This is a genomic window from Streptomyces sp. NPDC088923 (assembly GCF_044749745.1).
Lineage (GTDB): Bacteria > Actinomycetota > Actinomycetes > Streptomycetales > Streptomycetaceae > Streptomyces.
In genome coordinates, this window is sequence record NZ_JBIVIO010000001.1 from 937,907 (window position 1) to 964,179 (window position 26,273).

At 74.3% G+C, this 26,273-nt stretch carries 28 protein-coding genes and 1 pseudogene; 18 read left to right on the forward strand and 11 right to left on the reverse strand.

The features are described 5' to 3' along the window. The first annotated feature begins 7 nt into the window (after positions 1–7). Positions 8–376, forward strand: coding sequence for a holo-ACP synthase (locus tag ACIP4O_RS04475; protein ID WP_030994280.1), 369 nt, complete (start codon positions 8–10; stop codon positions 374–376). Positions 377–617: 241 nt separating this feature from the next. Here ACIP4O_RS04475 and ACIP4O_RS04480 read toward each other — a convergent pair whose 3' ends face one another. Next, on the reverse strand, positions 618–1,460 hold the full coding sequence (locus ACIP4O_RS04480; RefSeq protein WP_361320404.1) for an EamA family transporter: 843 nt from the start codon (positions 1,458–1,460) through the stop codon (positions 618–620). A gap of 122 nt (positions 1,461–1,582) precedes the next feature. On the opposite strand from ACIP4O_RS04480, the gene ACIP4O_RS04485 reads away from it, so the two are divergent. From ACIP4O_RS04485 to ACIP4O_RS04520, 8 genes are all read left to right on the forward strand, one after another. After that, the gene (locus ACIP4O_RS04485) at positions 1,583–2,464 is read left to right on the forward strand and encodes a MurR/RpiR family transcriptional regulator (RefSeq protein WP_401571367.1); all 882 of its coding nucleotides are present in this window, start codon (positions 1,583–1,585) and stop codon (positions 2,462–2,464) included. A 195-nt stretch (positions 2,465–2,659) separates the two neighbouring features. Further along, entirely contained in the window at positions 2,660–4,153 is a 1,494-nt protein-coding gene (locus ACIP4O_RS04490; RefSeq protein ID WP_401571370.1) for an NAD(P)H-hydrate dehydratase, read from the forward strand. A gap of 183 nt (positions 4,154–4,336) precedes the next feature. Beyond that, positions 4,337–4,798, forward strand: a complete 462-nt coding sequence (locus tag ACIP4O_RS04495) for an NUDIX domain-containing protein (protein ID WP_401571372.1) — start codon at positions 4,337–4,339, stop codon at positions 4,796–4,798. Between the two features lie 28 nt (positions 4,799–4,826). After that, positions 4,827–5,459, forward strand: a complete 633-nt coding sequence (locus ACIP4O_RS04500) for a hypothetical protein (RefSeq protein ID WP_401573817.1) — start codon at positions 4,827–4,829, stop codon at positions 5,457–5,459. A gap of 86 nt (positions 5,460–5,545) precedes the next feature. Beyond that, positions 5,546–6,682 carry an alanine racemase gene (gene alr, locus ACIP4O_RS04505; protein ID WP_401571375.1) on the forward strand — a complete coding sequence of 379 codons (1,137 nt, stop codon included), beginning with the start codon at positions 5,546–5,548 and terminating at the stop codon, positions 6,680–6,682. Positions 6,683–6,749: 67 nt separating this feature from the next. After that, complete coding sequence (locus ACIP4O_RS04510; RefSeq protein ID WP_401571377.1) at positions 6,750–7,922, forward strand: alpha/beta fold hydrolase; 1,173 nt, start codon at positions 6,750–6,752, stop codon at positions 7,920–7,922. Positions 7,923–8,055: 133 nt separating this feature from the next. Continuing rightward, positions 8,056–8,616, forward strand: a complete 561-nt coding sequence (tsaE, locus tag ACIP4O_RS04515) for a tRNA (adenosine(37)-N6)-threonylcarbamoyltransferase complex ATPase subunit type 1 TsaE (RefSeq protein ID WP_401571379.1) — start codon at positions 8,056–8,058, stop codon at positions 8,614–8,616. A gap of 114 nt (positions 8,617–8,730) precedes the next feature. Continuing rightward, positions 8,731–8,931 (forward strand): hypothetical protein, encoded by a 201-nt coding sequence (locus ACIP4O_RS04520; RefSeq protein ID WP_361320418.1) that lies wholly within the window; start codon positions 8,731–8,733, stop codon positions 8,929–8,931. 48 nt (positions 8,932–8,979) lie between these two features. Here the strand turns inward: ACIP4O_RS04520 and ACIP4O_RS04525 are convergent, their stop codons facing one another. Beyond that, positions 8,980–9,567, reverse strand: coding sequence for a hypothetical protein (locus tag ACIP4O_RS04525; RefSeq protein WP_401571383.1), 588 nt, complete (start codon positions 9,565–9,567; stop codon positions 8,980–8,982). 168 nt (positions 9,568–9,735) lie between these two features. On the opposite strand from ACIP4O_RS04525, the gene tsaB reads away from it, so the two are divergent. The 6 genes from tsaB to ACIP4O_RS04555 are packed head-to-tail and all read left to right on the forward strand — an operon-like array spanning position 9,736 to position 13,550. Further along, a complete protein-coding gene (gene tsaB, locus ACIP4O_RS04530) occupies positions 9,736–10,413 on the forward strand; it encodes a tRNA (adenosine(37)-N6)-threonylcarbamoyltransferase complex dimerization subunit type 1 TsaB (protein WP_401571386.1) in 678 nt (225 codons plus the stop codon). Then, on the forward strand, positions 10,410–10,970 hold the full coding sequence (rimI, locus tag ACIP4O_RS04535) for a ribosomal protein S18-alanine N-acetyltransferase (protein WP_401571389.1): 561 nt from the start codon (positions 10,410–10,412) through the stop codon (positions 10,968–10,970). Before tsaB ends, rimI begins: the two co-directional genes overlap by 4 nt. Then, entirely contained in the window at positions 10,963–12,114 is a 1,152-nt protein-coding gene (tsaD, locus tag ACIP4O_RS04540; RefSeq protein WP_401571392.1) for a tRNA (adenosine(37)-N6)-threonylcarbamoyltransferase complex transferase subunit TsaD, read from the forward strand. The genes rimI and tsaD overlap by 8 nt, the downstream gene beginning before the upstream one ends. A gap of 14 nt (positions 12,115–12,128) precedes the next feature. Then, positions 12,129–12,401, forward strand: a complete 273-nt coding sequence (locus ACIP4O_RS04545) for a hypothetical protein (protein ID WP_401573819.1) — start codon at positions 12,129–12,131, stop codon at positions 12,399–12,401. Positions 12,402–12,453: 52 nt separating this feature from the next. Further along, a complete protein-coding gene (locus ACIP4O_RS04550; RefSeq protein WP_401571395.1) occupies positions 12,454–12,822 on the forward strand; it encodes a hypothetical protein in 369 nt (122 codons plus the stop codon). Then, positions 12,819–13,550: a Uma2 family endonuclease gene (locus ACIP4O_RS04555; RefSeq protein WP_401571397.1), complete on the forward strand. Its 732-nt coding sequence runs from the start codon at positions 12,819–12,821 to the stop codon at positions 13,548–13,550. The genes ACIP4O_RS04550 and ACIP4O_RS04555 overlap by 4 nt, the downstream gene beginning before the upstream one ends. On the opposite strand, the gene ACIP4O_RS04560 is transcribed toward ACIP4O_RS04555, so the two are convergent. Then, a complete protein-coding gene (locus ACIP4O_RS04560; RefSeq protein ID WP_401571400.1) occupies positions 13,498–14,667 on the reverse strand; it encodes a methyltransferase in 1,170 nt (389 codons plus the stop codon). The two genes, ACIP4O_RS04555 and ACIP4O_RS04560, sit on opposite strands and share 53 nt — an antisense overlap. Positions 14,668–14,830: 163 nt before the next feature. On the opposite strand from ACIP4O_RS04560, the gene ACIP4O_RS04565 reads away from it, so the two are divergent. From ACIP4O_RS04565 to groL, 3 genes are all read left to right on the forward strand, one after another. Then, on the forward strand, positions 14,831–15,877 hold the full coding sequence (locus ACIP4O_RS04565; protein ID WP_401571402.1) for a polysaccharide deacetylase family protein: 1,047 nt from the start codon (positions 14,831–14,833) through the stop codon (positions 15,875–15,877). 240 nt (positions 15,878–16,117) lie between these two features. Beyond that, positions 16,118–16,426 (forward strand): co-chaperone GroES, encoded by a 309-nt coding sequence (gene groES, locus ACIP4O_RS04570; RefSeq protein ID WP_008747517.1) that lies wholly within the window; start codon positions 16,118–16,120, stop codon positions 16,424–16,426. Positions 16,427–16,589: 163 nt separating this feature from the next. After that, positions 16,590–18,215, forward strand: coding sequence for a chaperonin GroEL (groL, locus tag ACIP4O_RS04575; RefSeq protein ID WP_007826083.1), 1,626 nt, complete (start codon positions 16,590–16,592; stop codon positions 18,213–18,215). 218 nt (positions 18,216–18,433) lie between these two features. Here the strand turns inward: groL and ACIP4O_RS04580 are convergent, their stop codons facing one another. The 8 genes and pseudogenes from ACIP4O_RS04580 to ACIP4O_RS04615 all read right to left on the reverse strand — a co-directional run bounded on the left by ACIP4O_RS04580 (position 18,434) and on the right by ACIP4O_RS04615 (position 26,225). Then, positions 18,434–18,613 carry a hypothetical protein gene (locus tag ACIP4O_RS04580; protein WP_401571404.1) on the reverse strand — a complete coding sequence of 60 codons (180 nt, stop codon included), beginning with the start codon at positions 18,611–18,613 and terminating at the stop codon, positions 18,434–18,436. A gap of 80 nt (positions 18,614–18,693) precedes the next feature. After that, the gene (locus tag ACIP4O_RS04585; protein WP_401571407.1) at positions 18,694–19,722 is read right to left on the reverse strand and encodes a hydroxyacid dehydrogenase; all 1,029 of its coding nucleotides are present in this window, start codon (positions 19,720–19,722) and stop codon (positions 18,694–18,696) included. Between the two features lie 80 nt (positions 19,723–19,802). After that, positions 19,803–20,744: a carbohydrate ABC transporter permease gene (locus ACIP4O_RS04590; RefSeq protein ID WP_361320437.1), complete on the reverse strand. Its 942-nt coding sequence runs from the start codon at positions 20,742–20,744 to the stop codon at positions 19,803–19,805. Beyond that, a complete protein-coding gene (locus tag ACIP4O_RS04595; protein WP_401571410.1) occupies positions 20,741–21,706 on the reverse strand; it encodes a carbohydrate ABC transporter permease in 966 nt (321 codons plus the stop codon). Before ACIP4O_RS04595 ends, ACIP4O_RS04590 begins: the two co-directional genes overlap by 4 nt. Continuing rightward, positions 21,703–23,040 (reverse strand): ABC transporter substrate-binding protein, encoded by a 1,338-nt coding sequence (locus ACIP4O_RS04600; RefSeq protein WP_401571412.1) that lies wholly within the window; start codon positions 23,038–23,040, stop codon positions 21,703–21,705. Before ACIP4O_RS04600 ends, ACIP4O_RS04595 begins: the two co-directional genes overlap by 4 nt. 265 nt (positions 23,041–23,305) lie before the next feature. Continuing rightward, a complete protein-coding gene (locus ACIP4O_RS04605) occupies positions 23,306–24,394 on the reverse strand; it encodes a substrate-binding domain-containing protein (protein ID WP_401571415.1) in 1,089 nt (362 codons plus the stop codon). A gap of 300 nt (positions 24,395–24,694) precedes the next feature. Then, positions 24,695–25,462 (reverse strand): annotated as a pseudogene (locus tag ACIP4O_RS04610) (SDR family NAD(P)-dependent oxidoreductase); the annotation flags it as partial. Positions 25,463–25,523: 61 nt separating this feature from the next. Beyond that, entirely contained in the window at positions 25,524–26,225 is a 702-nt protein-coding gene (locus ACIP4O_RS04615) for an MOSC domain-containing protein (RefSeq protein ID WP_401571418.1), read from the reverse strand. Positions 26,226–26,273 lie beyond the last annotated feature (48 nt).

The following is a 26,273-nucleotide window of genomic DNA, read 5'->3' on the forward strand; positions in this document are numbered from 1 at the left end:
GGCTCCCGTGATCATCGGTGTCGGCATCGACGTGGCGGAGATCGACCGCTTCGGGGCGGCCCTGCGCCGGACCCCGCAGCTCGCGGAACGCCTTTTCACCGGGGGCGAGACCACGCTCCCGGACGGCGAACCACGCGGTGTCGCCTCGCTCGCCGCCCGCTTCGCGGCGAAGGAGGCCCTCGCCAAGGCGCTGGGTGCCCCCGCCGGGCTGCGCTGGACCGACGCCGAGGTCTGCGCCGAACCGGGTGGGCGCCCCTACCTGCGCGTCCGCGGTACGGTCGCGGCGCGCGCGGCGGAGCTGGGTGTCCGCCACTGGCACGTCTCCCTGAGCCACGACGCGGGCGTGGCCTCGGCGGTGGTGATCGCGGAGGGCTGAGCCCTCGCCGCGCGGACGCGGAGCGGCCCCGTCGCGCCCGGGCCGCGCGGTCCCGTCCCACCGGACCCCGCGGCACCCGGGCCGCGCGCCCTCGTACCGCCCGGGCCGCGCGCCCCCATACCGCGCCGCCCCGCGCGCCCCCGTGCCGCGTCGCCCCGCGCCGCCGCCCCGTGCCGCCGCACCGCCCGGCCACGCCCCGTGCCGCCGCACCGCCCCGTGCCGCGGCACCGCCCCGCGCCGTCTAAGCCAGCTCCAGCACCGCGATCCCGCCCAGTACCACCGCGCTCGCGACAAGTCGCCACCTCCCCAGTCGTTCCCGGAACACCACCACCCCGATCACCGCCGCGATCACGATGCTCGTCTCGCGGAGCGCGGCGATGCTCGCCAGATCCCCGTACGCCTGCGCCCCGACGACGAGCCCGTACGCCGCGAGCGACAGCACTCCGCCGAGCACCCCCGTCCGCCACCCCACCCGTATCCGCTCGCCGAAGCGGTCGCGCCAGCGGGCCAGGGCGAGGAGCGGCAGGACGGGTCCCTGGAGCAGGAACATCCAGCCGATGTACCCGAGCACGGTCCCCGCGTCCCGCACCCCCGTCCCGTCCACGACGGTGTAGCTCGCGATCATCACCCCCGTACCGAGCGCGGCGGCGAGCGCCGGCCACTGGGCCCGTCCCGGCAGGCCGTCCGCGAGGGCGAGCCCCGCGAGGCCGAGGGATATGACGACGACGCCGAGCGCCTGCCCCGCGGGCAGCGCCTCGCCGAGCACGACCGTCGAGGCGAGCGCGACGAGCCAGGGCGAGGTGCCGCGCGCTATCGGGTACATCTGGCCGAAGTCGCCGAGCCGGTACGCCTGGAGCAGCAGCCACTGGTAGACGGCCTGCAGGAGCGCCGAGGCGATCAGGAACGGCCAGGCGCGCGCCTCGGGCACGGGGGTGCAGCAGGCGATGAGGGCGCCGCAGACCGTGTAGACGAGGTTGATCATCACCGTGCGGGCCGCTTTGTCGGCGGCCGCGTGCGAGAGGGCGTTCCAGATGGCGTGCAGCAGCGCCGCCGTGAGCACGGCCACGGGGACGGCGGCGGGCATAGGGGGCTCCTTCCTGGGATGGGGCTGCTCGGACATGCGGTTCCGTGCGGTGCCGCGCCGTTTCCGGCGCGTTCCGTCCGGCACGGCGAGCGCGGAACCGAATTCCAAGGTACACTACTTTCGTGGAATCGAATTCCGAAAAGAGACCGGCCGACCTCGCCGCGCACATCCGCTCCCACCTCTCGGGGCTGAGCGGCGCCGAGGCGCGCGTCGCGTACACCGTCCTCGACCTGGGGGAACGCCTCGTCGGGCTGAGCGTGAGCGAGGTCGCCGCGCTCGCCGAGACGGCGCCCTCCTCGGTGGTGCGCACCTGCCAGCGGCTCGAATTCCGCGGCTTCCAGGAGCTGAAGATCGCCGCCGCACGGCAGGCGCCGCGAGCGGCGGGGGAACCAGGGACGGCCGGCGAGGCGGATTCCGGGGACGCGGCCGACCCGGCGGCGCGCGCCCTCGCCGCGACGCTCGCCGCGAGCCGAGAGGCGCTCGAAGGGCTGCGCACCACGCTGCCACCCGCGCGGCTCGGCGAGGCCGCGCGGCTGCTGCACGGGGCGAGCAGGGTCCTCGTCGTGGGCGCCGGCCTCTCGCAACCCGTCGTGGCCGACGCCGCGTACCGGCTGCGCGCGGTGGGCCGGGCCGTGGACGCCCCCACCGACCCGCTCACCGCGCAGCTCTCCGCCGGGCTGCTCACCGACAGCTCGGTGTGCCTCGCGGTGAGCCACACGGGTGCGACGCGCTCGACCGTGGACGCGGCCCGCCGCGCCCGCCTCCAGGGCGCCGCCGTCCTCGCCCTGACCAGCTACGTCCGCTCCCCGCTCACCGAGACGAGCGACTGCGTGCTCGTGGCGGGCGGGCAGGACCTCGTTCTCGGTCTGGAGGCCGTCGCGAGCCGCCTCGCCCACCTCGCGGTGATCGACGCGCTCGTGCAGACCCTGCTCGACCTGGGCGGGGACGCGGCCCGCCGGGCCCTCGACGTATCGGCGGAGGTGACGGCCGAGCACTCGTACTGACCGGCCGCGCGGACGGGTGCCGCCCCGGCCGCACGGGCCCTGTGGACCCTGGCTCCTGCGAACCCGTACGGGCTGCCGCGCACCCGGCCGTACGGACCGGCGCCGACCCGCCTGTCCGGACCGGTCCCCGCGGACGTACGGAGCCGGGCGAGGCTGCCCATGCGTACCTGCGGGCGCTGCGGGAAACTCGACATCATGCGTACCGCTCACCGCGTGGAGACCGTACGGGCCGCCGAGAAACGGCTCATGGACCGACTGCCGGACGGGGCACTCATGGCGCGCGCCGCCACGGGGCTCGCGACCGCCGCCGCCGAACTGCTCGGGCGGGTGTACGGCAGTCGCGTCTGCCTCCTCGTCGGCAGCGGCGACAACGGCGGCGACACGCTCTACGCCGGTGCGGCCCTCGCCCGGCGCGGCGCGGGCGTCAGCGCGGTGCTGCTGTCGCCCGAGCGCGCGCACGCGGGGGGCCTCGCCGCGCTGCGCGCGGCGGGCGGGCTCGTCCTCGCAGCGCCCGAAGGGGCCGAAGAGGCCGAAGGCGCCGACGGGTCCGGCGAGGTGACGCGGCGCGTGCGGGAGGCGGACCTCGTGCTCGACGGGATCGTCGGCATCGGCGGCAAGGGCGGGCTGCGGCCCGTCGCGGCACGTCTGGCACGTACCGCGTACGAGGGCCGGCCCGTGATCCTCGCCGTCGACCTGCCGAGCGGTATCGACGCGGACAGCGGCGAGGTGGGCGGGGAGGCGGTGCGCGCCGACGTGACGGTCACCTTTGGCACCTACAAGCCCGGACTGCTCATCGACCCCGGGCGCGAGTACGTGGGCGCGCTGCGGCTCGTACCGATCGGCGTCGAGCCGGGCGCGCCGGATCTGGAGGCGCTCCAGTACGCGGACGTCGCCGCGCTGCTGCCGGTGCCCGGGACGGAGAGCGACAAGTACCGGCGGGGCGTCGTGGGGATCGCGGCCGGTTCGGCGCGCTATCCGGGCGCGCCGGTCCTCGCGGTGACGGGGGCGCTGCGGGGCGGCGCGGGCGCGGTGCGGTACGCGGGACCCGCCGCCGAGGCGGTGACGGCGCGGCACCCCGAGACGCTCGTGTCCTCGGGGCTGCCGTCCGAGGCGGGGCGGGTGCAGGCGTGGGTCGTGGGCCCCGGGCTCGGTGACGGCGACGAGGCGCGCGCCGCGCTCGACGACGTCCTCGCGACGGACGTCCCCCTCCTGATGGACGCCGACGCGCTGAGCCTCGCGGGCCCGGACCGCATCAGCGCCCGTACCGCGCCGACCCTCCTGACCCCGCACGCGGGTGAGGCGGCCAGGCTCCTCGGCGTGGACCGCGCGGAGGTGGAGGCCCGCCGTCTCGACGCCGTGCGCGAACTCGCCGACCGTCTCGGCGCGACCGTGCTCCTCAAGGGCTCCACGACGCTCATCGCCGACCCGGGTGGCACATCCCCCGTACGAGTGAACGCCACCGGCACCTCCTGGCTCGCCACGGCGGGCGCGGGCGATGTCCTCTCGGGCCTCGCCGGCTCCCTCCTCGCCACCGGTCTCCCCCCGCGCGACGCCGCCTCGGCCGCCGCCCACCTCCATGGACTGGCCGCCCGCCGCGCGGCAGGCGGTGGCCGGGGAGGCGCCCCGATCACGGCGTACGACGTGGCCGAGGCGATTCCGGGGGCATGGCGGGACGTGCGGGAGGGGTGAGTGGGGCGCTCGGGCGGGGCGGGGATTGCTCGGGCGGGGCGAGGGATGCCCGGGTGGCGTGAGGGACGTCGCCCGGTCCGTCAACCCCACGCGTCAACCCGCCCCCGCCTGCCCCACCATCATTCACCCGCTGTTACCCCGTTGTTGTGGCACGAGCTCCTCGGCTGTGTCCACAATTCCCCCATGAATCCCCCTCTTCCGCCCCGGGTGCGGGTGGCGGCCTATGTCGTGCGGTACGGGGCGCGCGGGCCCGAGTTGCTGGTGTTCGATCACGTCGGTGTACCCGAGGCCGGTACGCGGGTCCCGGCGGGGGGTGTGGAGCAGGGCGAGGAACTGAGCGCGGCCGTGCTGCGCGAGGTGCGCGAGGAGACGGGCGTCGAGGGCGCCCGCGTCGTGCGGGCCCTCGCCGTCGACCACCGCCCCCACCCGGAGACGGGCGCGCCCCGCCGGACCACGTACTTCCTCCTGCACGCTCCCCGCGGCGGCCCCGACCAGTGGGAGCACCACGCCCCGGCCGCGAACCTCCGCTTCCGCTGCCACTGGCAGCCCCTCCCGCTCACCGACCCGCTCGCCGACCACCAGGACGCCTGGCTCGCCGCGGCGGAACCGACGTGGGGAGCGCGCGTGGGGGCGGGGCGGGGTTGAGCCGGCGGACGGGGGCCGTGTGTTCCTCATGAAGCCCGTCGTCGAGATCCAGGTGGTCGACGAGCCGCTGCCGTGGCCCGTCGCGGAGCTGGAACCCTTCGGCTTTCTCGCCTTGCGCGGCGGGCTGAGCGACGGGGAGATCGGGGCCGTCGTGCTGGGCCTCGCCCGGGGCAACGACCACCAGGGCGACCCGGACCTCCCGCCCCGCCCGGCCGGTCGGCTGCCCGCGCTCCTGCACGGGCTGCTCTCGTACGAGTACCCGAGTGCCGCCGGGGGACTGCTCGTCACCGACGCCCGCACGGGTACCGACTTCACGCCCGGGTGCTGCTGCGGTCTGGAGGACTGGCGGGACTGGTACGACATGCTCGACGGCGACGGCGATGCGCGGCTGTGGTGGGGGCACGGCGGTCAGCCCTCCGGCGACCCGTACGCCGAGCGCGACGGCGCACTCGTGCGGCTCCGCGCCGCGGCCGGGGCGGCTTCCGCGGCCGGGACGGCCTCTGCGGCCGTACCCGTCGCCGAGGTGCGCGCCCTGCTCGCCGGGGTCGAGGGCGCGCTGCGGGACTTCCTCGCGGACGCCGCGGCCTGGGCCGTACGGACCGTGCCCGCGCACGCCGACGCGCTCGGCCCCGCCCTCGCGCGTGCCGTCGCGATCCAGTGAGCGAAGCCGTCCCCGGCGCGCCCCCGCCCTGGCCCCCCGGCCCTTGGCGCCGCCCCCACCCGCCCGCAGTGCGACACTGAGTCACGATGAACACCACCGCACAGGGCCCCCGGGCCGAGATCGATCTTGCCGCTCTGCGGGCCAATGTCCGCCTGCTGAGGGAGCGCGCGCCCGGTGCGGCGTTCATGGCGGTGGTCAAGGCGGACGCCTACGGGCACGGCGCGCTCGCCTGCGCGCGGGCCGCGGTGGAGGCCGGGGCGAGCTGGCTGGGCGTCGCGACGCCCGCCGAGGCGCTCGCGCTGCGCGCCGAGGGCGTCGAAGGCCGCATGCTGTGCTGGTTGTGGACGCCCGGCGGGCCCTGGCGCGCCGCGATCGAGGCCGACATCGACGTCTCCGTGAGCGGGCAGTGGGCGCTCGACGAGGTCGCCGCGGCGGCCCGCGCCGCGGGGCGCGCGGCCCGTGTCCATCTCAAGGCGGACACCGGCCTCGGCCGCAACGGCTGCCAGCCCGGCGACTGGCCCGCACTCGTCGGCAACGCCCTCGCCCTCCAGGCGGAGGGCCTCGTCCAGGTCGTCGGCCTGTGGTCGCACTTCGCCTGCGCCGACGAGCCGGGGCACCCCTCCATCGCCGCGCAGCTCACCCTCTTCGAGGAGATGACAGGGCTCGCCGCGCGCCTCGGCGTCCGCGCCGAGGTCCGGCACATCGCCAACTCGCCCGCCACCCTGAGCCTCCCCGAGAGCCACTACGACCTCGTACGGCCCGGGATCGCCATGTACGGGCTCTCGCCCAGCCCCGCCATGGGCACGCACACCGACTTCGGGCTCCGCCCCGTCATGCGGCTCCTCGCCCCGCTCGCCCTCGTCAAGCGGGTCCCCGGCGGACACGGCGTCAGCTACGGGCACCACTACGTCACCCCCGGCGACACGACACTCGGCCTCGTCCCGCTCGGCTACGGCGACGGCATCCCCCGGCACGCCTCGGGGGCCGGGCCGGTCCTCGTGAACGGCAAGTGGCACACCGTCGCGGGCCGTATCGCGATGGACCAGTTCGTCGTCGACCTCGGCGGCGACACGCCCGCCCCCGGCAGCGAGGCCGTCCTCTTCGGCCCCGGCGACCAGGGCGAACCGAGCGCCGAGGACTGGGCGCGGGCGGCGGACAGCATCGTCTACGAGATCGTCACACGCATCGGCGGCCGCGTGCCACGCGTCCACCTGAACGGGTAAGCACCCCGTACGACCCGCGTACGAGCCGTACGACCCGCGTACGAGCCGAGTCGCCGAGGAGAGCCACGTGGCCGACAGCGCACCTCTCGCCGGGCTCCCCGCCCCGCTCCCGCCCGCGCCCCCCGCCGGGCGCGGGCGGGCCGGGGTCCTCGGGGCCGCCGTCGGCGTGCTCGCCGCGGGCGCAGCGGCCGGAGTCGCCGTCGAACGGCTCACCGTGGGCCGCTCCGTGCGCCGCCGGGCGCGCCTCGCGCTCGACGCCACGAGCCCGTACGGGACGCTGCGCGGCACCCCCGGCGTAGCCCTCGCGACGGACGGCACCCCCCTCGCGTACGAGATCGAAGATCCCTACGCGGACGGAGCCGCCCCCGAAGGAGCCGCCCCGCTCGAAGGAGAGGCCCCCTTCACCGTCGTCCTCTCGCACGGCTACTGCCTCAACCAGGACTCCTGGCACCACCAGCGCGCGGCGCTGCGAGGCCGCGCCCGCGCCGTCTACTGGGACCAGCGCGGACACGGCCGCTCCGGCTGGACGCCGGGCGCGCCGCCACCCGCCATCGACCTGCTCGGCGGCGACCTCAAGGCCGTCATCGACGCCGCCGCGCCCACCGGACCGCTCGTCCTGCTCGGGCACTCGATGGGCGGCATGACCGTCATGGCGCTCGCCGAGCGGTACCCCGGCCTCGTACGCGACCGCGTCGCCGGAATCGGCCTGATCGGCACCTCCGCCGGGCGGCTCGACGAGGTCGCCTGGGGTCTGCCCGCGCCGGGCGCGGAGGCGCTGCGGCGGCTCGCGCCCGGGGTGCTGCGCGCCCTCGGTTCCGCGCCCGCGCTCGCCGAACGAGGGCGGCGCGCCGTCACGGACGTCTTCGGCACGCTCGTGCGGCGCTACTCCTTCGGCAAGGGCGCCGAGACCGATCCGGACCTCGCGCGTTTCGCGACCCGCATGATCGAGGCGACACCGATGGAGGTCGTCGCCGCCTTCTGGCCGGCCTTCGCCGCCCACGACAAGACGGCGGCGCTCCCGCTCCTGAGGGGCCGCCCCGCCTTCGTCCTCGCGGGCACGGACGACCTCATCACCCCGGCGACCCACAGCCGCACCCTCGCCACCGCCCTCCCCGAGGCGGACCTCACCCTCGTCCCCGGCGCGGGCCACCTGGTCCTCCTGGAACGCCCGGAGGAGGTCGACGCCGCCGTGGCGCGGCTGCTGGAAATGGTGGCGGAGCGGTCGACCCCGAGGCCGTGAGGGAGGTCCGGCAGCGGCGGTGGGGCGCCCACGCGCCGACCCCTCGCGTCTCCGAGCCGGTACCGGCCGTCGTACGGGGCCGTGGGGGCCTTGCGGTCCGGTGGGTCGTCCGCCGCCTATTACCGTGCCTCTCATGGAACCGCAGAACACCGCTCTCGTCCTGCCCGCCTTCTCCCTCGCCGGGCCCGGGGAGACCACCGCGCTCGGGCGGCGTCTCGCCGCTGTGCTGCGGCCCGGCGACCTCGTGCTGCTCAGCGGCGAACTCGGCGCTGGCAAGACGACGCTGACGCGAGGGCTCGGGGAAGGGCTCGGCGTGCGGGGCGCCGTCACCTCGCCGACCTTCGTCATCGCCCGCGTCCACCCCCCGCTCGGTGACGGGCCCGCGCTCGTCCACGTCGACGCCTACCGGCTCGGCGGCGGGCTCGACGCGATGGAGGACCTCGACCTCGACGTCTCGCTCACCGACTCCGTCGTGGTCGTCGAATGGGGTGAGGGGAAGGTCGAGGAGCTGACGGAGGACCGCCTCCTCATCCGCATCGACCGCGCCACGGGCGGTACGGCGACCGCGCTCGACCCGGCGGCCGGGGCGGCCGACGACGCGGACCCCCGGCTCGTGACGATCACCGCGTACGGGGCCCGCTGGCAGGACGACCCGTCGGCGGCCGCCGCGCTCCTGAACCTGCGCGAGGCATGAGGGCTTTCCGACACGGTGTCGGCATGATGTTGCGTCCCGTGCCGCCCGCGTGGTCACATGGAGGCCAAGACTTGGTTAGGGCTACCTAACCACGCCTGACGTCAGGAGGCAGCCATGCCGACCACCGCACCCACCACGGAAGCCCTCCGCGCCCAGCCCGCCGCCATCCCCTCGATGCGGGCACTGCTGGAGTCCTGCGCCGCGGCGACCGCCGTCTCGACCCCACCGGCCCCCGCGGGGCGGCGGAGCGAGAGGGACGCGCGCGACGAGGGACACACCCGCGACGAGGGCCACACAGGGGAGCGCGAGGGGTGACGGCGTGCGGGCGGGGGCGCGGTCGTACGTAGCGAGCCGCCGCCCGGCCTACTTGACGACGACCACCTTCGAGCCCAGGTCCGCGAAGTCCCACATGGCGTCCGCGTCCTTGAGGGACTCGCGGACGCCGCCCGTGCGGGAGCCCGGGTCCGGCTGCGGCGTCGAGCCGTCCGCCGCCGCGCTGAAGCCGATCGCGACGCCCTCGGTGACCGCGAAGCGCACGACCTTGACGATGCGCACCCCGTCCGAGCCGAGGACGCCCACCGCGCGCGACGTCACCGAGTAGGTGCCGGGCGCCGGGTCGACGGTGCTCGGCGTGACCTCGAAGGTCCTGCTCGCCTTGCCGCTCTCGTCCACGAGCCACACCCGCTTCGCGCCGAGCGCGTACACGACCCGCTTGCCCGTGCCGGAGTCCGCCGGGACCGCCGCCTCGGCCTTCTTGCCGCCGTTGCCCTTCTTCCCCTGACCGCCGGAGCCGCTCGCGCCGGCGGAGGGAGAAGGGGAGGCGCTGGGGGAGTGGGGGGCCTTCGCGAGGTGGTCGGGGGCGCTCGCGTTCGCCTGGAAGGTGAGGAAACCGATTCCGGCCAGGGCCGCCGCTGTCAGCCCGGCCACGATCCCGGAGCTCCTGCCTGCCACTGTGCCGCCTCCTGTGCGTCAAGCCCTGCCGGGCCCCGGCCCTGCGCCGCGCACCGTGACGTTAGCAGCCGGGCGGGAAACCGGCCTCCGGAGTGGGTGAGTGCTCACTCACCTCGGAGGGCCCGGCCGCCTTCGGCGTCGCCGCACTCCGCGCCGTAGGCTGTCGGCGTGCTTCTGCTCGCTCTCGACACCGCGACACCCGCCATCACCGCCGCCCTGCACGACGGGGAGCGGGTCCTCGCCTCCGACAGCCGTGTCGACGCCCGGCGCCACGGCGAACTCCTCCTCCCCGCCGTGGACCGCGTCCTCGCCGCCGCCGGGGCCGCACTCCGCGACGTCACCGCCGTCGTCGTCGGCACCGGCCCGGGCCCGTACACCGGGCTGCGCGTCGGCCTCGCGACGGCCGACACCTTCGGCCTCGCGCTCGGCATCCCCGTCCACGGCCTGTGCACGCTCGACGGACTCGCCTCCGCCACGGGGCGTACGCCCGAGGAGGGACCCTTCCTCGTCGCGACGGACGCGCGCCGCAAGGAGGTCTACTGGCGGCGGTACGCGGACGCCACGACGCCCCTCGGCGAACCCGCCGTCGACCGTCCCGGCGAGATCGCCGCGCAGGTCAGCGGCGTTCCCGCGTACGGCGCCGGGGCGCACCTCTACCCCGAGGCCTTCGACGGCGCCGTGCCCGAGGGCCCCGGCAGCCCCCTGCACGCCGACGCCGAAGCCCTCGCCGCGCTCGCCGCGCACCGCCTCGCCGCCGGCGAGGAACTCGGCCCTCCGCGCCCCCTCTACCTGCGCCGCCCCGACGCCCAGGTCCCCAAGAACTACAAGGTGGTCACGCCGCGGTGAGCGCCGCCGAGCCCGCGACCGCTCCGGAGGAGGACGGCTTCCCCCGGCTGCGCGAGATGCGCTGGTGGGACATCGACGCCGTCCTCGTACTCGAACGCACCCTGTTCCCCGACGACGCCTGGTCGCGCGGCATGTTCTGGTCCGAACTCGCGCACGCGCGCGGCCCGGGCGCGAACCGCCACTACGTCGTCGCCGAGGACGCCGAGGGCACCCTGCTCGGATACGCGGGCCTCGCGGCCTCCGGGGACCTCGCCGACGTGCAGACCATCGCCGTCTCGGAGGCGGCCTGGGGCCACGGCCTCGGCTCCCGCCTCCTCACCGACCTCCTCGGGGCCGCGACCGCCTTCGAGTGCGCCGAGGTCATGCTGGAGGTGCGCGTCGACAACGTCCGCGCCCAGCGCCTCTACGAGCGGTACGGCTTCCAGCCGATCGGCGTCCGTCGCGGGTACTACCAGCCCGGCAACGTCGACGCCCTCGTGATGCGCCTCACCGATCCCGCGAACCCGGTCGCCCCCACCCCCCGTACCCCAGAAAGCGAACCCCCCGGCCATGCCTGACGCCCCCCTCGTCCTCGGTATCGAGACCTCCTGCGACGAGACCGGAGTCGGCATCGTGCACGGCACGACGCTGCTCGCCGACGCGGTCGCGTCGAGCGTCGGCGAGCACGCGCGCTTCGGCGGCGTCGTCCCGGAGATCGCCTCGCGCGCCCACCTGGAGGCGATGGTCCCGACCATCAGCCGCGCACTGAAGGAGGCCGGGGTCAGCGCGAAGGACCTCGACGGCGTCTCGGTGACGGCGGGCCCCGGGCTCGCGGGCGCGCTCCTCGTCGGCGTCTCGGCGGCGAAGGCGTACGCGTACGCGCTCGGCAAGCCGCTCTACGGCGTCAACCACCTCGCCTCGCACATCTGCGTCGACCAGCTCGAACACGGCCCGCTCCCCGAGCCGACGATGGCGCTCCTGGTCAGCGGCGGGCACTCCTCGCTCCTCCTCTCGGCGGACATCACCTCCGACGTCCGGCCGCTCGGGCAGACCATCGACGACGCGGCGGGCGAGGCGTTCGACAAGATCGCGCGCGTCCTCGACCTCGGCTTCCCCGGCGGCCCCGTCATCGACCGCTACGCGCGCGAGGGCGACCCGAAGGCGATCGCGTTCCCGCGCGGGCTCACCGGGCCGCGCGACGCCGCCTACGACTTCTCCTTCTCCGGGCTGAAGACGGCCGTGGCGCGCTGGATCGAGGCCAAGCGCAGGGCGGGCGAGGAGGTGCCGGTACGGGATGTGGCGGCGTCCTTCCAGGAGGCCGTCGTCGACGTGCTCACCCGCAAGGCGGTACGAGCCTGCAAGGACGAGGGCGTCGACCACCTGATGATCGGCGGCGGCGTCGCCGCGAACTCCCGCCTGCGCGCCCTCGCGCAGGAACGCTGCGAGCGCGCGGGCATCCGGCTGCGCGTCCCGCGCCCGAAGCTGTGCACCGACAACGGGGCGATGGTCGCCGCGCTGGGCGCCGAGATGGTCGCCCGGAACCGGGCCGCCTCCGACTGGGAACTCTCGGCCGACTCCTCGCTCCCGGTCACGGAGCCGCACGTGCCGGGCCACGACCACGGCGACTCGGACACGGACGGCGGCCACGGGCACGCGCATGGGCACGGTCGCCACGGCCACGACCACGTGCACGAGGTGTCCAAGGAGAACCTGTACAAGTGAGCGTCACGACGCTGATGTGGGAGGCCCGCGCCCGCGAGGGCCGCGGCCCCGACCTCCTCGCCTGGACCCGCGCTCAGCCCCTGGCCGCCACCCCCCTGCGCCGCGAGACCTTCACCGCCCCCCAGGACCGCGTCCTCGTCCTGACGTGGTGGGAGGGCGAGCCGGACGCCGACCACCCGGAACTGGCGGAGCCACCGGAGGAGTTGGTGACGCGGGCGGTGCACAGGTGGCGGTTCGCTTCGGTGGATGTGTCACAGGGACGGGACGGCGTTCACCCGATGGGCTGAGACGGACGAAAACGGCTCGTTACGCTGGCGCCGTGGTTACAGGATGCCGCCCATGGGAGAAGCCATGACCGTCGGTGCCTCGGACACGCCTCTGATCCCCCAGCCTCCCGCCTCGATCCCGGCGTTGCAGCAGGCCGTGCGCCGGATCGCGCCCGCAGCGCTGCCCGCGTTCACGCGTGAGCTGCAAGAGGCGGCGGAGAGCGCGCGTGCGGGGTCGGATCTGGCGCCGCTGAGTCAATTCACCGTTCACTGGTCCGTTTACGTGTACATCCAGCGCCACCCGCGCCTCGCGGGCAGGCTGCGACGTCTCGAAGACGCGGCGGAGCGGGGAACGGCAGAGGAAGCCCGTGAGGCTGCGACCGGGATCGGAAAGCTCCTGGACGAGGCACTGGCCGCAGTGCGGGGTGGGGGCACGCCTTGAGCGACCGCTGGCGCTGGGAGTACGACCCGGACCGTGCCCACGTCGCCGATGGCCTGCCGCCGAGGGTCGTGCACGAGGTGGAACGCCTCGCGGATCATCCCGCCGTTCGGCGCACTGTGACCGGCACGGCCCCGTCCGCAGACGGGAAGCGCGCGCACCGCGCCGACATGCCCGTCGAGGACTTCGAGGAACTGGCGGCCCGCGCCCCCGAGACCGTGTGGCTCGAGTTCCTGGACGGGCGGCTGTTGGTGAAACCGCCTTCGGACGGGGCGCACGGCGAGTTGCTGCGCGAGATGACGGGCCTCTTCCTGGACCTGAGCCCTGACCTGTGGCTGTACCCGTGGCGGGGACTGCGGCTGGGGGACAGCCGCCTGCGCCCGGACGGGACGCTCGCCCCGCGGCGGCACTTCCGGGGAGCGGGCGAGTGGGCCGCCCCGGCGGGAGCGCTCCTGACCCTCGACGTCGTCGCCGCGCCCTCGCCGGCCCGCATCCGCGCACACGCCGCCGCCCGCCTTCCCCTGCACCTCCTCGTCGAGCGCGAGCGTCGCACGCTCACCGTCTGCGCGGAGCCGCACGACGACGGCTACCGCGGCGTCACCACCCGCCCGCTCGGTGTCCCCGCCGAGCTGCCCGCGCCGCTCGGGCTCAGCCTGGACACCGTCACCCTGGCCGCCCTCACACCCCCCGCCCCACCAGCATCACCGGCGCCCCCAGCGCCCGCGTCATGAACACCACCGCCGCGTTCGGGCCCTTCGGTTTCACCTGGCGGCGCAGTTCCTCGGGCTCCATCGCCGAGCCCCGCTTCTTCACCGTCAGCGTGCCGACGCCGCGCTCGCGCAGGAGGGACTTCAGGCGCTTCACGCCGAAGGGGAGGACGTCCGTGATCTCGTACGGGCGCGCGTACGGGGTCGGGGTCAGGGTGTCCGCCGTGAGGTACGCGAGCGTGTCGTCGATCAGGGTCGCGTCCAGGTCGCGGGCGACCTCGGCGACCAGGTGGGCGCGGATCACGGCCGCGTCCGGCTCGTAGAGGTAGCGGGCGACGGGGGCCGCCGGGGGGTTCGGGAGCCCGGTGCCGCGCAGCCGGTGCGGGCCCGGGAGCAGGGTCGCCGTCGTCCCCGTCCCCGTCCCCGTCCCGAACCACAGCACAGCCTCCTTCAGCTCGCCGCCGTCCGAGACCCACTCGCCCGCCGCGTCGGCGGGGATGGCCTCGTGCGGCACGCCCGGCGCGACCTTCAGGGCGCCGAGCCGCCCGCTCCGCGCCGCGCCGATCGCCCAGCTCAGCGGCGGCGAGTACGCCTCCGGGTCGAAGATCCGGCCCCGGCCGCCGCGCCGCGCCGGGTCGGCGAAGACCGTGTCGCAGTCGCCCGCGTCGACCTCCGTCACGTCCGCGCACTCGACCTCGATCAGCTCCGCGAGCCCCAGCGTCTGCGCGTTCGCCCGCGCGACGGCCGCCGTCAGCGGATCGCGGTCCACGGCCCGTACGGCGATCCCGGCGCGCGCGAGCGCGAGCGCGTCGCCGCCGATCCCGCAGCACAGGTCCGCGACGCGCCGCGCGCCGAACTCCTTCAGGCGCTCGGCGCGGTACGCGGCGACCGGGGCCCGCGTCGCCTGCTCCACGCCACCGGGCGTGAACCACATCCGCGCCGCGTCCTCGGCCCCGAACTTCGCGACGGCGCGGTCCCGCAGCCGCGCCTGCGCGAGCGCCGCGGTCACGAGCGCGGGCGGGTGCGCACGCCGCAGACGGGTCAGGGCCGCCAGCTCGTCGGCGGGCCGCAGCCCCCGCAGCTCGGCGAGGAGCGCACTGCCCTCGGGGGTGCGGAGGGCAAAGAGATCGTCGAGGTCCACGCGGCCATTGTCGGGGGCGGGCGGGAGGGGGGCGGTACGGGGGAGGGGCGACGGCGCCCGCGCGGCGTGCGCCGTACCGCTGTGCGCGTGGCAGTGGTGGGCCGCTCGGCTGACGGCTCGGCGTGGTGCGGGCGCGGGGGCCGGGGCGGGGGAGTGTCAGGGCATGGGAAAGATACGGTTTACCGCCACGAACCCGCGCAACTCCGGCGTCGGCCCGGCTCTCGCCCGCTCCGTCGCCCTCCTCGGCGCCGCCCTGCTCCTCGCGGGCTGCGCGGGCGCGGAGATACCGTCCCGTACGAACTCCGCGCCCGGCGGACCGGCCTCCGGGGCCCCCGCCTCCGGGGCCCCCGCCTCCGGGGTCACCGCCTCCGAGGCCCCCGCCCTCGGCGCCCCCGGTCCCGCCGCTCCGCGCGGGCTCGCCGAGGAGGCGCGGCAGGGGGCCGAGGCGGTACGCGGGGCGGTCGAGGCGGAGGCGCGCGAGGCGCAGGCGCGCAAGGCCGCGCTCCTCGCCGCGGCCCACCGCTGGGGGCTCCCGCGGGTTCCGCTTCTCGCGCCGCCCCCGCCCCGTACGAAGGTCCCGCCGCCCACCCGGCGCGGGTTCGAGGTGAGCGGGCCCCGTACGGAGGCGCTGCCGCCCGTCTTCACGCGCGTCCCGACCAGCGACCGCGTGGTCTTCCTCACCATCGACGACGGCGTGAACCAGGACCCCGAGACGCTCCGCATGCTGCGCGAACTCCACGTCCCGTACACGGCCTTCCTCAGCGACGACGCCGTGGACGGCGGCTGGGAGTACTTCCGTACGGCGCGGGAGCAGGGCGCGTCCCTCCAGAACCACACGTTGCTCCACCGCTACCTCCCGGGCCTGGACCGCGCGACCCAGCGCCACGAGATCTGCGGCATGCAGGACAAGCTGCGCCGCCACTACGGGCGGGGCGCCACGCTCTTCCGGCCGCCGTACGGGAGCTACAACCGCGACACGCTGGAGGTCGCCCGCTCCTGCGGCATCCGCGCGATCCCGCTGTGGGAGGCGGAGGTCTTCCCCGGCAAGGTCGTCTACCGCGACAGCGATCTGCACCCCGGCGACCTCGTCCTCACGCACTTCCAGGGACGCGCCCAGTGGAACGGCTCGATGGCCGACGCCCTTCGCACGTTCCTGCGCACCGTCACCGAGAAGGGGTACGCGGTGGCCCGCCTGGAGGACTACATCTGAGTCCAGAGGGGGAGAGGGGCCTTCCGGGACGTCGTCCGGAAGGCCCCTTTTCCGCTTCGCGCGGCACTCGCCTGGCACTCCGCTTGACCGAGTGCTAATCGCGGTCATAGTCTCGCCTCTGGCACTCCCCACCGGAGAGTGCCAAACAGCGACGGGCAGTCCGGCACCCGCGACGACGGATTACCGGTCGCCACCCAATGACTTATTCACCCCGTGATCTCCGAAGGGGGAGGTCGGATCGTGACGACCGCCAGCTCCAAGGTTGCCATCAAGCCGCTTGAGGACCGCATCGTGGTCCAGCCGCTCGACGCCGAGCAGACCACGGCCTCTGGCCTGGTCATCCCGGACACCGCGAAGGAGAAGCCCCAGGAGGGCGTCGTCCTCGCCGTGGGCCCGGGCCGCTTCGAGAACGGCGAGCGCCTGCCGCTCGACGTCAAGACCGGCGACATCGTGCTCTACAGCAAGTACGGCGGCACCGAGGTGAAGTACAGCGGCGAGGAGTACCTCGTCCTCTCGGCCCGCGACGTGCTCGCGATCATCGAGAAGTAAGCAACACCCCGGTCGTTTCCGGGTCTTTCCCGGACCACCCGGCTTTCGCAACGAGCCGCGCCCCCGGACCCCGTCCTCTTCGACGCCGGGGCCACCGGGGGCGCGGTCGTTGTGGTCACCCACGACTTTCCCGAGTTTTTCCCGAGAGGGCTGAATCGCTGCCATGGCGAAGATCCTGAAGTTCGACGAGGACGCCCGTCGCGCCCTTGAGCGCGGCGTCAACAAGCTGGCCGACGCGGTCAAGGTGACGATCGGCCCCAAGGGCCGCAACGTCGTCATCGACAAGAAGTTCGGCGCCCCCACCATCACCAACGACGGTGTGACCATCGCCCGTGAGGTCGAGGTCGAGGACCCGTACGAGAACCTCGGCGCCCAGCTCGTCAAGGAGGTGGCGACCAAGACCAACGACATCGCGGGTGACGGCACCACCACCGCGACCGTGCTCGCCCAGGCGCTCGTGCGCGAGGGCCTGCGCAACGTCGCCGCCGGCGCGTCCCCGGCCCTGCTCAAGAAGGGCATCGACGCCGCCGTCAAGGCCGTCTCGGAGGACCTGCTCGCCACGGCCCGCCCGATCGACGAGAAGTCCGACATCGCCGCCGTCGCCGCGCTCTCCGCGCAGGACCCGAAGGTCGGCGAGCTGATCGCCGAGGCGATGGACAAGGTCGGCAAGGACGGTGTCATCACCGTCGAGGAGTCCAACACCTTCGGCCTGGAGCTGGACTTCACCGAGGGCATGGCCTTCGACAAGGGCTACCTCTCCCCGTACATGGTCACCGACCAGGAGCGGATGGAGGCCGTCCTGGAGGACCCGTACATCCTCATCAACCAGGGCAAGATCTCCTCGATCCAGGACCTCCTGCCGCTCCTTGAGAAGGTCATCCAGGCCGGTGGCTCCAAGCCGCTCCTGATCATCGCCGAGGACGTCGAGGGCGAGGCGCTCTCCACCCTCGTCGTCAACAAGATCCGCGGCACCTTCAACGCGGTCGCCGTCAAGGCGCCCGGCTTCGGCGACCGCCGCAAGGCCATGCTCGGCGACATCGCGACCCTCACGGGCGCGACCGTCATCGCCGAGGAGGTCGGCCTCAAGCTCGACCAGGCCGGTCTGGACGTGCTGGGCTCCGCCCGCCGCGTGACCGTGACGAAGGACGACACGACGATCGTCGACGGTGGCGGCCAGCAGGCCGACATCGACGGTCGCGTCGCCCAGATCAAGGCCGAGATCGAGACGACGGACTCCGACTGGGACCGCGAGAAGCTCCAGGAGCGCCTCGCGAAGCTCGCCGGCGGCGTGTGCGTCATCAGTGTCGGTGCCGCGACCGAGGTCGAGCTGAAGGAGAAGAAGCACCGTCTGGAGGACGCCATCTCCGCGACCCGCGCCGCGGTCGAGGAGGGCATCGTCTCCGGTGGTGGCTCCGCGCTCGTCCACGCCTCGAAGGTCCTCGCCGACTCGCTCGGCAAGACCGGCGACGAGGCGACCGGTGTCGCGGTCGTCCGCGCCGCCGCCGTCGAGCCGCTGCGCTGGATCGCGGAGAACGCGGGCCTCGAGGGCTACGTCATCACCTCGAAGGTCTCCGAGCTCGACAAGGGCCAGGGCTTCAACGCCGCGACCGGCGAGTACGGCGACCTCGTGAAGGCCGGCGTCATCGACCCGGTCAAGGTCACCCGCTCCGCCCTGGAGAACGCCGCCTCCATCGCCTCGCTGCTCCTGACGACCGAGACCCTCGTCGTCGAGAAGCCCGCCGAGGAGGAGCCGGAGGCCGGTGGCCACGGCCACAGCCACAGCCACTGAGGCCTGCGGCGGCAAGCGGCGGGCGGCGATAGGCACGGCCGCGCCGGCCGGTGAACTCCGGCCGCCCGCCGCTCCCGCCGCTCCCGCGGCCGTAAGGCCGCGCTGTCCCTCCGCGTGACAGCGAAAAGGGCCGGTCCCCTCGGACGAGGGGACCGGCCCTTCGGCGTGGGGCGTCGAACGGGGGCGGGGCGCCCCGCTTCCCGGCCTCCGCCGTCCGCTCAGACGCTGCCCCGTCCCGCTCGCCCGCGGGCGCGGGCGTGGCGGCGCGGGGCCGTCGCCGTCGCCGCCCGTACCGCCTCCTCCTCCGGCTCCGCGGCCGGTTCCGGCCAGGCCGGTTCCACGAAGAGGTCCCGCCACTGGGGCCGCTGCGGCGAATCGTGGTCGGGGGCTTGTGACATCGCGTACTGCTCCTGTGGAAGACGGTGAGCGGCGCCCGCCGGGAGCGGGCCCACCTCCCGCCTGCCCCCGGCCAGGCGCCTCACGCCGACAAGTGCAGCCCCTCCGCCGCCACCGGCTCCGCGAACGGCTCGCCCCGCGTCCAGCGTTCGATCTCGTCGAGCGCGTGGTCGGCCATGCGGTGCACCTCGTTGCCGAGGGAACCGGCGACGTGCGGGGTGAGCAGGACGTTCGGGAGGGTGTAGAAGGGGGAGCCGGGCAGGGGCGGTTCGGGGTCGGTCACGTCGAGGACGGCGGAGAGGCGGCCGGAGGCCAGCTCGTCGAGGAGCGCGTCCTCGTCGATCAGCGAGCCCCGGGAGGTGTTGATCAGCGTCGCCCCGTCCGGCATCGCGGCCAGCTCGGCGGGCCCGATCAGGTGGCGGGTGCTGGGGAGTTCGGGGGCGTGCACCGAGACGACCGAGCTGCGCGCGCACAGTTCGGCCAGCTCGACGGAGCGGGCGCCGAGGGCCGCCGCGTCCGCCCCGGACACGTACGGGTCGTGCAGCAGCACCTCGAAGTCGAAGGGTCGCAGGAGTTCCAGCACCCGGCGCCCCACCCGCGAGGCGCCCACGAGCCCCACGACACGGCGGTAGTTCCCCGCCGCGCGCAGCTCGCGGTGCCAGTCGTGGCGCCCGCCCGGCTCGCGGGCGCCGCGCGCCGAGTCGAGCACCTTCTTGCCGGAGAAGAGGATCGCGGCGAGCGTGTACTCGGCGACGGGGAGCGCGTTGGCGCCCGCGGCCGAGCTGACCTGGATGCCGCGCTCCCAGCACGCGTCGGTGACGAAGCCCTTCACGGTGCCGGCCGCGTGCACGACCGCGCGCAGCCGAGGTGCCCGCGCGAGCACGTCGGCGGTCAGCCGCGGCACGCCCCAGCAGCTGAGCAGCACCTCCGCTTCGGCGAGCGCGGCGGTAAGGGCCGGACCGGGGTCGGTGAAGTCGCTCGCTATCAGGCCGGGATCGGTCCGTACGAGGCGGCCCAGTCTCTCGTGATGGGCCGGCGTCAGCAGTTCCTCCGCGACCTGGGGGGCCATGGCGAGCAGGGCCCGGGGACGTCGGTCGGTGGCCTCGTGCATGGTGATGCGAGTACTCCTCACACGGTGGGGGTGGGTGCGGTACGGGGGGTGGGCCCGCCCGTACCGCCGTACGAAAGGGGCTACTTGACCCCGCCCGCCGTCAGCCCCGCCTTCCAGTGCCGCTGGAGCGTCACGAAGGCGATGATGAGCGGCAGGACGGCGAGCAGTGAGCCGGTGACGACCATCGGGTAGAACTCCGGGTTCGCGTTGGCGCTGCTGTGCCAGTTGTAGAGGCCGAGGCTGAGCGGATAGAGCTTCTTGTCCGAGAGCATGACCAGCGGCAGGAAGAAGTTGTTCCACACGGCCGTGAACTGGAAGAGGAACACCGTCACGAAGCCCGGCATGATCATGCGCAGGCCGATCGACCAGAAGACGCGCAGCTCGCTCGCCCCGTCGATACGGGCCGCCTCCAGCGCCTCGTTCGGGATGTACCCGGCGCTGAAGATCCGCGAGAGGTAGACGCCGAAGGGGTTCACCAGGACGGGGATCAGGACGGCCCAGTAGGTGTTGACGGTGTGCGTCTTGACGGCGAGGAGGTAGAGCGGCAGCGACAGAGCGGTCGAGGGCAGCAGCACCCCGAGCAGCACCATCGCGAAGAGCTTCTCCTTGCCCTTGAAGCGGTACTTGTCGAAGGCGTACCCGGCGGCGACGCTCACGAGCGAGCAGCCGAGCGCCCCGACGCCCGCGTAGATCAGCGAGTTGAGGTACCAGCGGAAGTAGAGACCGCCCTCGTAGTCGGCGAGCGCCGAGAGGTTGTCGCCGAGGCTGAAGCCCTCGGAGGAGAAGACGTTGCCGCCGAGGATGTTCCCGGCGTCCTTCGTCGCGGCCGTCACGAGCCAGACGAGCGGGAAGAGCGCGTAGACGGCGGCGATGAGCAGGACGACGTTGACGGCGACGCGCGAGGTCCAGCGGCCCGACCTCCTGCCGCCGCGGGTCGCGACGGGCGCCCGGCGCGGGGTCTTGACCGTGGCCGGTTCGCCCGGTGTGCCTTCGCCGGGTGCGGTGAGGAGTGGCGTGGTCATGCCTGGGCCCCCTTCCGGTTCGAGAGGCGGGTGACGAGGAAGGAGAGGACGGCGGCGACCAGCGCGATGAGCACGGAGGCCGCGGCGGCGCGCCCGTAGTCGTTGATCTGGAAGGCCTCGGAGTAGGCGTACATATTCGGCGTGTATGTACTCGTGACGGCGGAACCGGAGCTGGACAGGAGCAGCGGCTCGGTGAAGAGCTGGAGCGAGCCGATGATCGTGAAGAGCAGCACCAGGAAGACCGAGGAGCGGATGAGCGGCAGCTTGATCGAGAAGGCGACGCGCCAGTTGCCCGCCCCGTCCACGGCGGCGGCCTCCAGCATCGAGCGGTCGATGGCCTGGAGCGCCGCGTAGAAGATGACGAGGTTGTAGCCGAGCCACTCCCACACGGCGATGTTCACGATCGAGGGGAGCGCGCCGTCCGGGCCGAAGAAGTCGAAGCCGAGGCCGCCCGACTCCATCGCCTTGACGACCGGGGACAGGCCGGGCGTGTAGAGGTAGATCCAGATGAGGCCCGCGATGAGCCCGGGGATCGCGTGCGGCAGGAACAGCGCGAGCTGGAAGAAGCGGCGGGCCCGCGCGAGGGCCGTGTCGAGCAGCAGCGCGAGGGCGAGCGCGCCGCCCATCATGATCGGGATGTAGAGGACGACGTACTTGGCGAGGACCCAGAAGCCGTCGCGGAAGGCTTCGTCCTTGAGGACGTCGAGGTAGTTGCCGAGGCCGTCGAAGACGCTGTGCGGCCCGTCGAAGCCGAGCCCGGAGAGCTTGTCGGTGAACAGGCTCAGCCAGATCGCGTACCCGACGGGGAGCAGCATCGCGAGGGCGAACAGGACGAAGAAGGGGGTCAGGAGCGTCGCGGCGGCGAGTCCGGTACGGCCCGAGGCGGAGCCCCTGCGGCGGGGCGGGGGCGCGGGTGCGGTGGCCCCTGGAGCCGGGGCCGGCTGTGTTCTCGTACCGCTCATGAGCCGTCCTCGACCTTCAGTCCGCTCTTGCGCAGGGCGTCCACGGTGGCGCGCTGGGTGGTGGCGACCGCCCCGGTGAGGGACTTCTCGCCGGAGACGACCGCTTGGAGCTGGTCGCGCAGGGTGTTGTTGGCGGCGGCGGTCGGGCCCCACAGCCAGTCCGGGTTGATCGTCGCGGCCGACTTCGCGTAGAGCCCGTAGAGGTCGGCGCCGCCGTAGAAGCTCGTGTCGATCGCCTTGCGCGCGACGGGCACGAGGGCGCGCGCGGCGGGGAAGGCGGTCGACGTGCTCGCGGTGACGCGCGCCTTGATGGAGTCGGGCGAGGTGGACATCCAGAGGATGAACTCCATCGCCGCCTTCGTCTTCCCGCTGTCCTTGGAGATCGCGAAGGTGGAGCCCTGGCTCATCCCGGAGCTGGGGTGCGCCGCGTCCCAGCTGGGCATGGGCATCGCGGCCCACTTGCCCTTCTGCTCGGGCACGATCCCGGCGAGCGTCCCGGCGCTCCAGGAGGCGCCGAGGTAGCCGAGCGTCGTGCCCGCCTTGAGTGAGGAGGTCCACTCGGGGCTGTAGGAGGGGGCGGTCGAGACGAGCCCGTCCTTGATCATGCCCTGCCAGTACGTGGCGACCTTCTTCGTCGCGGGGTCACTCGTGTCCACCTTCCAGGAACCGTCCTCGGTGGAGAACCACTGGGCGCCCGCCTGCCACGCCATCGTCTGGAAGAAGGAGGGGTCGTCGGCGAAGAAGGTCGCGATCCGGGCCTTCGGCGCGGCTTTCCTGACCTGCTGGGCCGCCGTGCGGAAGTCGGCCCACGTCTTCGGCGGCTCGACCCCGTACTTCTCGAAGAGGTCCTTGCGGTAGTAGAAGACCTGCGGCGCCGCGTCCGAGGGGACGGCCCAGTTCTTGCCGCCCATCGTCGTCAGCTCGATGGTCTGCGGCAGGAACTTCTTCTTCACGTCCGGGGTCAGGTAGGCGCTGATGTCCTTGAGCGAGCCCTGACTCACGAACTGCGCGAGCGAGGGGTACTCGATGGAGAGGACATCGGGCGCGATACCGGCCTTGAGGGCGTTGGTGATCTTCGGGTAGCCCCCGAGACCGCCGGAGGGTATCTCCTCGAACTTCACCTTGATCGTGTCGTGCGTGCGGTTGAACTCGTCCGCCACCTGCTGGGAACCCTTGGTCCAGGCCCAGAAACTGACGGTGACGGGATGGGCCCTCGTGCCTTCGGCGGGCGCCTCCGTGCTCGGGCCTCCGCAGGCCGCGGTGGCGGCGAGCGAGGCGAACGCGGCGACGGCACCCACGAGGGCGCGCGAGGACCGGAACCCATGGCGGCTCACGGCGCTGCTCCTCTTCGCTGGGGGACAGGCGGTCGCGGTGATGTTTCGGCGCCCGGTGAGCGAAGTCAAGATCGAATGGTTGATTGATCGAAAAATGATCGAAGGTGAGGCGGGAAAGCGGGAGGAAAAGGGCGCACGAAGCGAAATTTCAGCCCCTCTGGGGGTCCCCCCGGCCGAAGGCTGGGGGAGGTTGAGGAGCGGGGTCCGGGGCGGAGCCCCGCGAGGGCACCTCGCAGAGCCTCGACCGACTCGCGGACAGGGCCCCCTACCCCACCGCTCCGCAGGACCCCCGCACCCGCAGCGCGGGCAGCAGCTCCACGTGCCGGCGCGGCTCCCCCTCGCCCCCGCCGCCCTCCGCGAGGCGTTCCGTCAGGAGTTCCACCGCCGCCCGGCCGACCGCCCGCTTCGGCGGGGCCACGGCCGTCAGCGGGGTCTCGGCGAGGGCGGCGACCTCGTCGTCGTACGTCACGAGCGCCAGGTCACCGGGGACCCGTACGCCCCGCTCCGCCAGGTCCCGTACGAGCCGCGTCGCGTCCTCGTCGTTGTGCGCGAGCACCGCCGTCGTCCGGCCCTCGCGCACGAGCCGGGCCAACTCGTCCACGGAGGCCGCCGGGCTCCCCGAACCGGGCTTCTCGGGGGCCGAGTCGAGGACGGGGAGGCCCGGTTCCAGGCCCAGGATCTCCACCGCCCGCCGGTACCCCGCCCGTACCGCCTCCGCCGTCGGGCTGTCCGTGCGCGCCACGAGCACGGGGGAGCGGTGGCCGAGCCGGGCCAGGTGGCGCAGGCCGACGAGCACGCCGTGCGCGTGGTCCGAGCCGACCCGGTCGAGCGCGTCGAGCGGCCCCGCCGGGTCCCCGCGCCGCTCCACGAGCACGGCCGGGACCGGCAGCCGCGCGATCCACTCCGTGTACAGCGACTGGTGCTCGGGCCGCGTCCAGCTCGGGATCACGAGCAGGCCCCGCGCCCCCGCCGCGAGCAGGCCGGCCGCGTGCGCCGCGTCGTCCTCGGGCCGGTAGTCCGAGACCCGCAGGACCAGGCGCGCCCCGAGCCGCGCCGCCGCCTCGTGCGCGCCGCGGATGATGTCGGCGAAGTAGTAGCCGGCCGCGGGGGCGAGCATCCCGAGCACCGGACTGCCCGCCCCGGGACCGGTCCCCGCCGGGCCGTTCCGCTCCGGCCACGACACCGCGCCGTGCACCCGGTCCAGCAGCCCGCGCGAGGCGAGCGCCTCCGCGTCCCTGCGCGCCGTCACCGCCGAGACCCCGAGCAGCCCCGCGAGATCCGCGACCCGCACACTGCCCCGCTCCCGCACCAGGTTCAGCAGCCGGTCATGCCGCTCCCCGACCCCTTCGCGCATGCCGCGGCCCCTCCCTCGCCCGCCGTCTCCCACCGAGAGCGGGAAACGATCATTCGATCACTCTACAGACGTGTCCGGAGCGCCCTTCGTCTCGGGGGCGGGCTTCGGCTTGGTCGTGGGCTTCGCCTTGGTCGCGGGCTTCGGCTCGGCGGCGGCCTTCGTCCTGGGCGCCGACTTCTCCGTACGGTCCGGCTCCCGCCCCTCCGTGCGCACCGGCTCCGCGCCCGCCTCCCCCGTACGGTCCCCGGACTCCGCCCCGCCCTCCGGGAGTTCGCCCACCGCGCCGTCCTCGCCGTGCGCGGGCCCGTACTTGCGCCCCGCGCGCGAGGAGATCCCGCCGAGCAGCCCGCGCGGCGCGAGCCTGGCCGCGCCCATGAGCGCCTTGTAGCGCGGGTCGGGGATCGAGAGGGTGCGCCCGCGCGCGAGGTCGGCGAGCGCCGCCGTGACGAGTTTGTCCGCGTCGAGCCACATCCACTTCGGGATGTTCCCCGTCCCCATCCCGGCCCGCTCGTGGAACTCCGTCCGCACGAACCCCGGGCACAGCGCCATCAGTCGCACCCCGCTGCCCGCCAGGTCCTTCGCCACACCCTGGGTGAACTGGACGACCCACGCCTTCGACGCCCCATACGTCCCGCGCGGCAGGAACGCGGCGACGGACGCGACGTTGACGATCCCGCCGCGCCCCCGCTCCCGCATGGGCTTCGACGCCGCGACCGTCAGCCGCAGCACGGCCTCGCAGTGCACCTTGAGCATCGTCAGCTCGTCGGTGAGGGGCACGTCGAGGAAACGGCCCTTGTGCCCGAAGCCCGCGTTGTTCACGAGCAGGTCCACCGGCTGCCGTACGTCGGCAAGGCGCCGTTCCACGGCCGCGATGCCCGCGTCCGTCGCGAGGTCGGCGCGCAGCACGGTCGCCTCGACGCCGTGCCGGTCGTGCAGTTCGGTCGCCTGGCGGCGCAACCGCTCCTTGTCGCGCGCCACCAGCACGAGGCTGTACCCGTCGGCGGCGAGCCTGCGCGCGAAGGCCGCGCCGATACCCGCGGTGGAACCGGTGATGAGAGCCGTAGTCATGCGCCAAGGCTAGTGATCCGGGCGGGCCCTCCGAACCCCCGGACCAGCGGCTGACACAGGCTCAGGAGGACTGCCGGGACCCGACGTAGGCGCGCGCGGCGGCCAGTGCCTCGGGGTGCAGCGCCCGCGCGGCGGGCAGCAGGCGCGGCAGCAGCGCGCGCTCCGTCGTGTTCGCGCGGAACGCCATCGCCGCCGTCACCCCGTGCTCCGGCACGAACTCCCGTACGACGGGGTCCCCGGCTCGCACGGGGCCCGCTTCGAGCACCCGCAGGTACGCGCCCGTCTCGGCGCGCTCCGTGAAGCGCTTCACCCACCGGGGCTCCCCGACGTGCCCCGCGAAGGTGCGGCAGGGAACGCGCCCGTCCGTCACCTCCAGGAGCAGCCGCTCGCCGATCCGCCAGCGCTCCCCGATGAGCGCGTGGCTCACGTCGAGGCCCGAGGTCGTCAGGTTCTCGCCGAAGGCACCGTTCGCGAGCGGGCGCCCCAGCTCGCGTTCCCACGCGTCCAGGTCCTCGCGCGCGAAGGCGTACACGGCCTGGTCGTCCCCGCCGTGGTGCCGCAGGTCCGCCACGACGTCCCCCTCCACCCCGCTCCCACCGGTCCCCTTGGGCCCGGGCGCGCTGACGTGCAGCGGCCCCGCGACGGGCCGCTTGTCGATCCCCGTACCGCCGCGGGGGGCGTCGGAGTGGGGGACGGGAGTGAGCCGGCCGACGTTGAGGGAGAGCACGTACGGGGTCGTGGCCGCGCCGTTCGAGGGGTCCATGCCACGCAGGGTAGGCCGGGACGCCCGCGTGCCGCCGCCCCTTTTCCG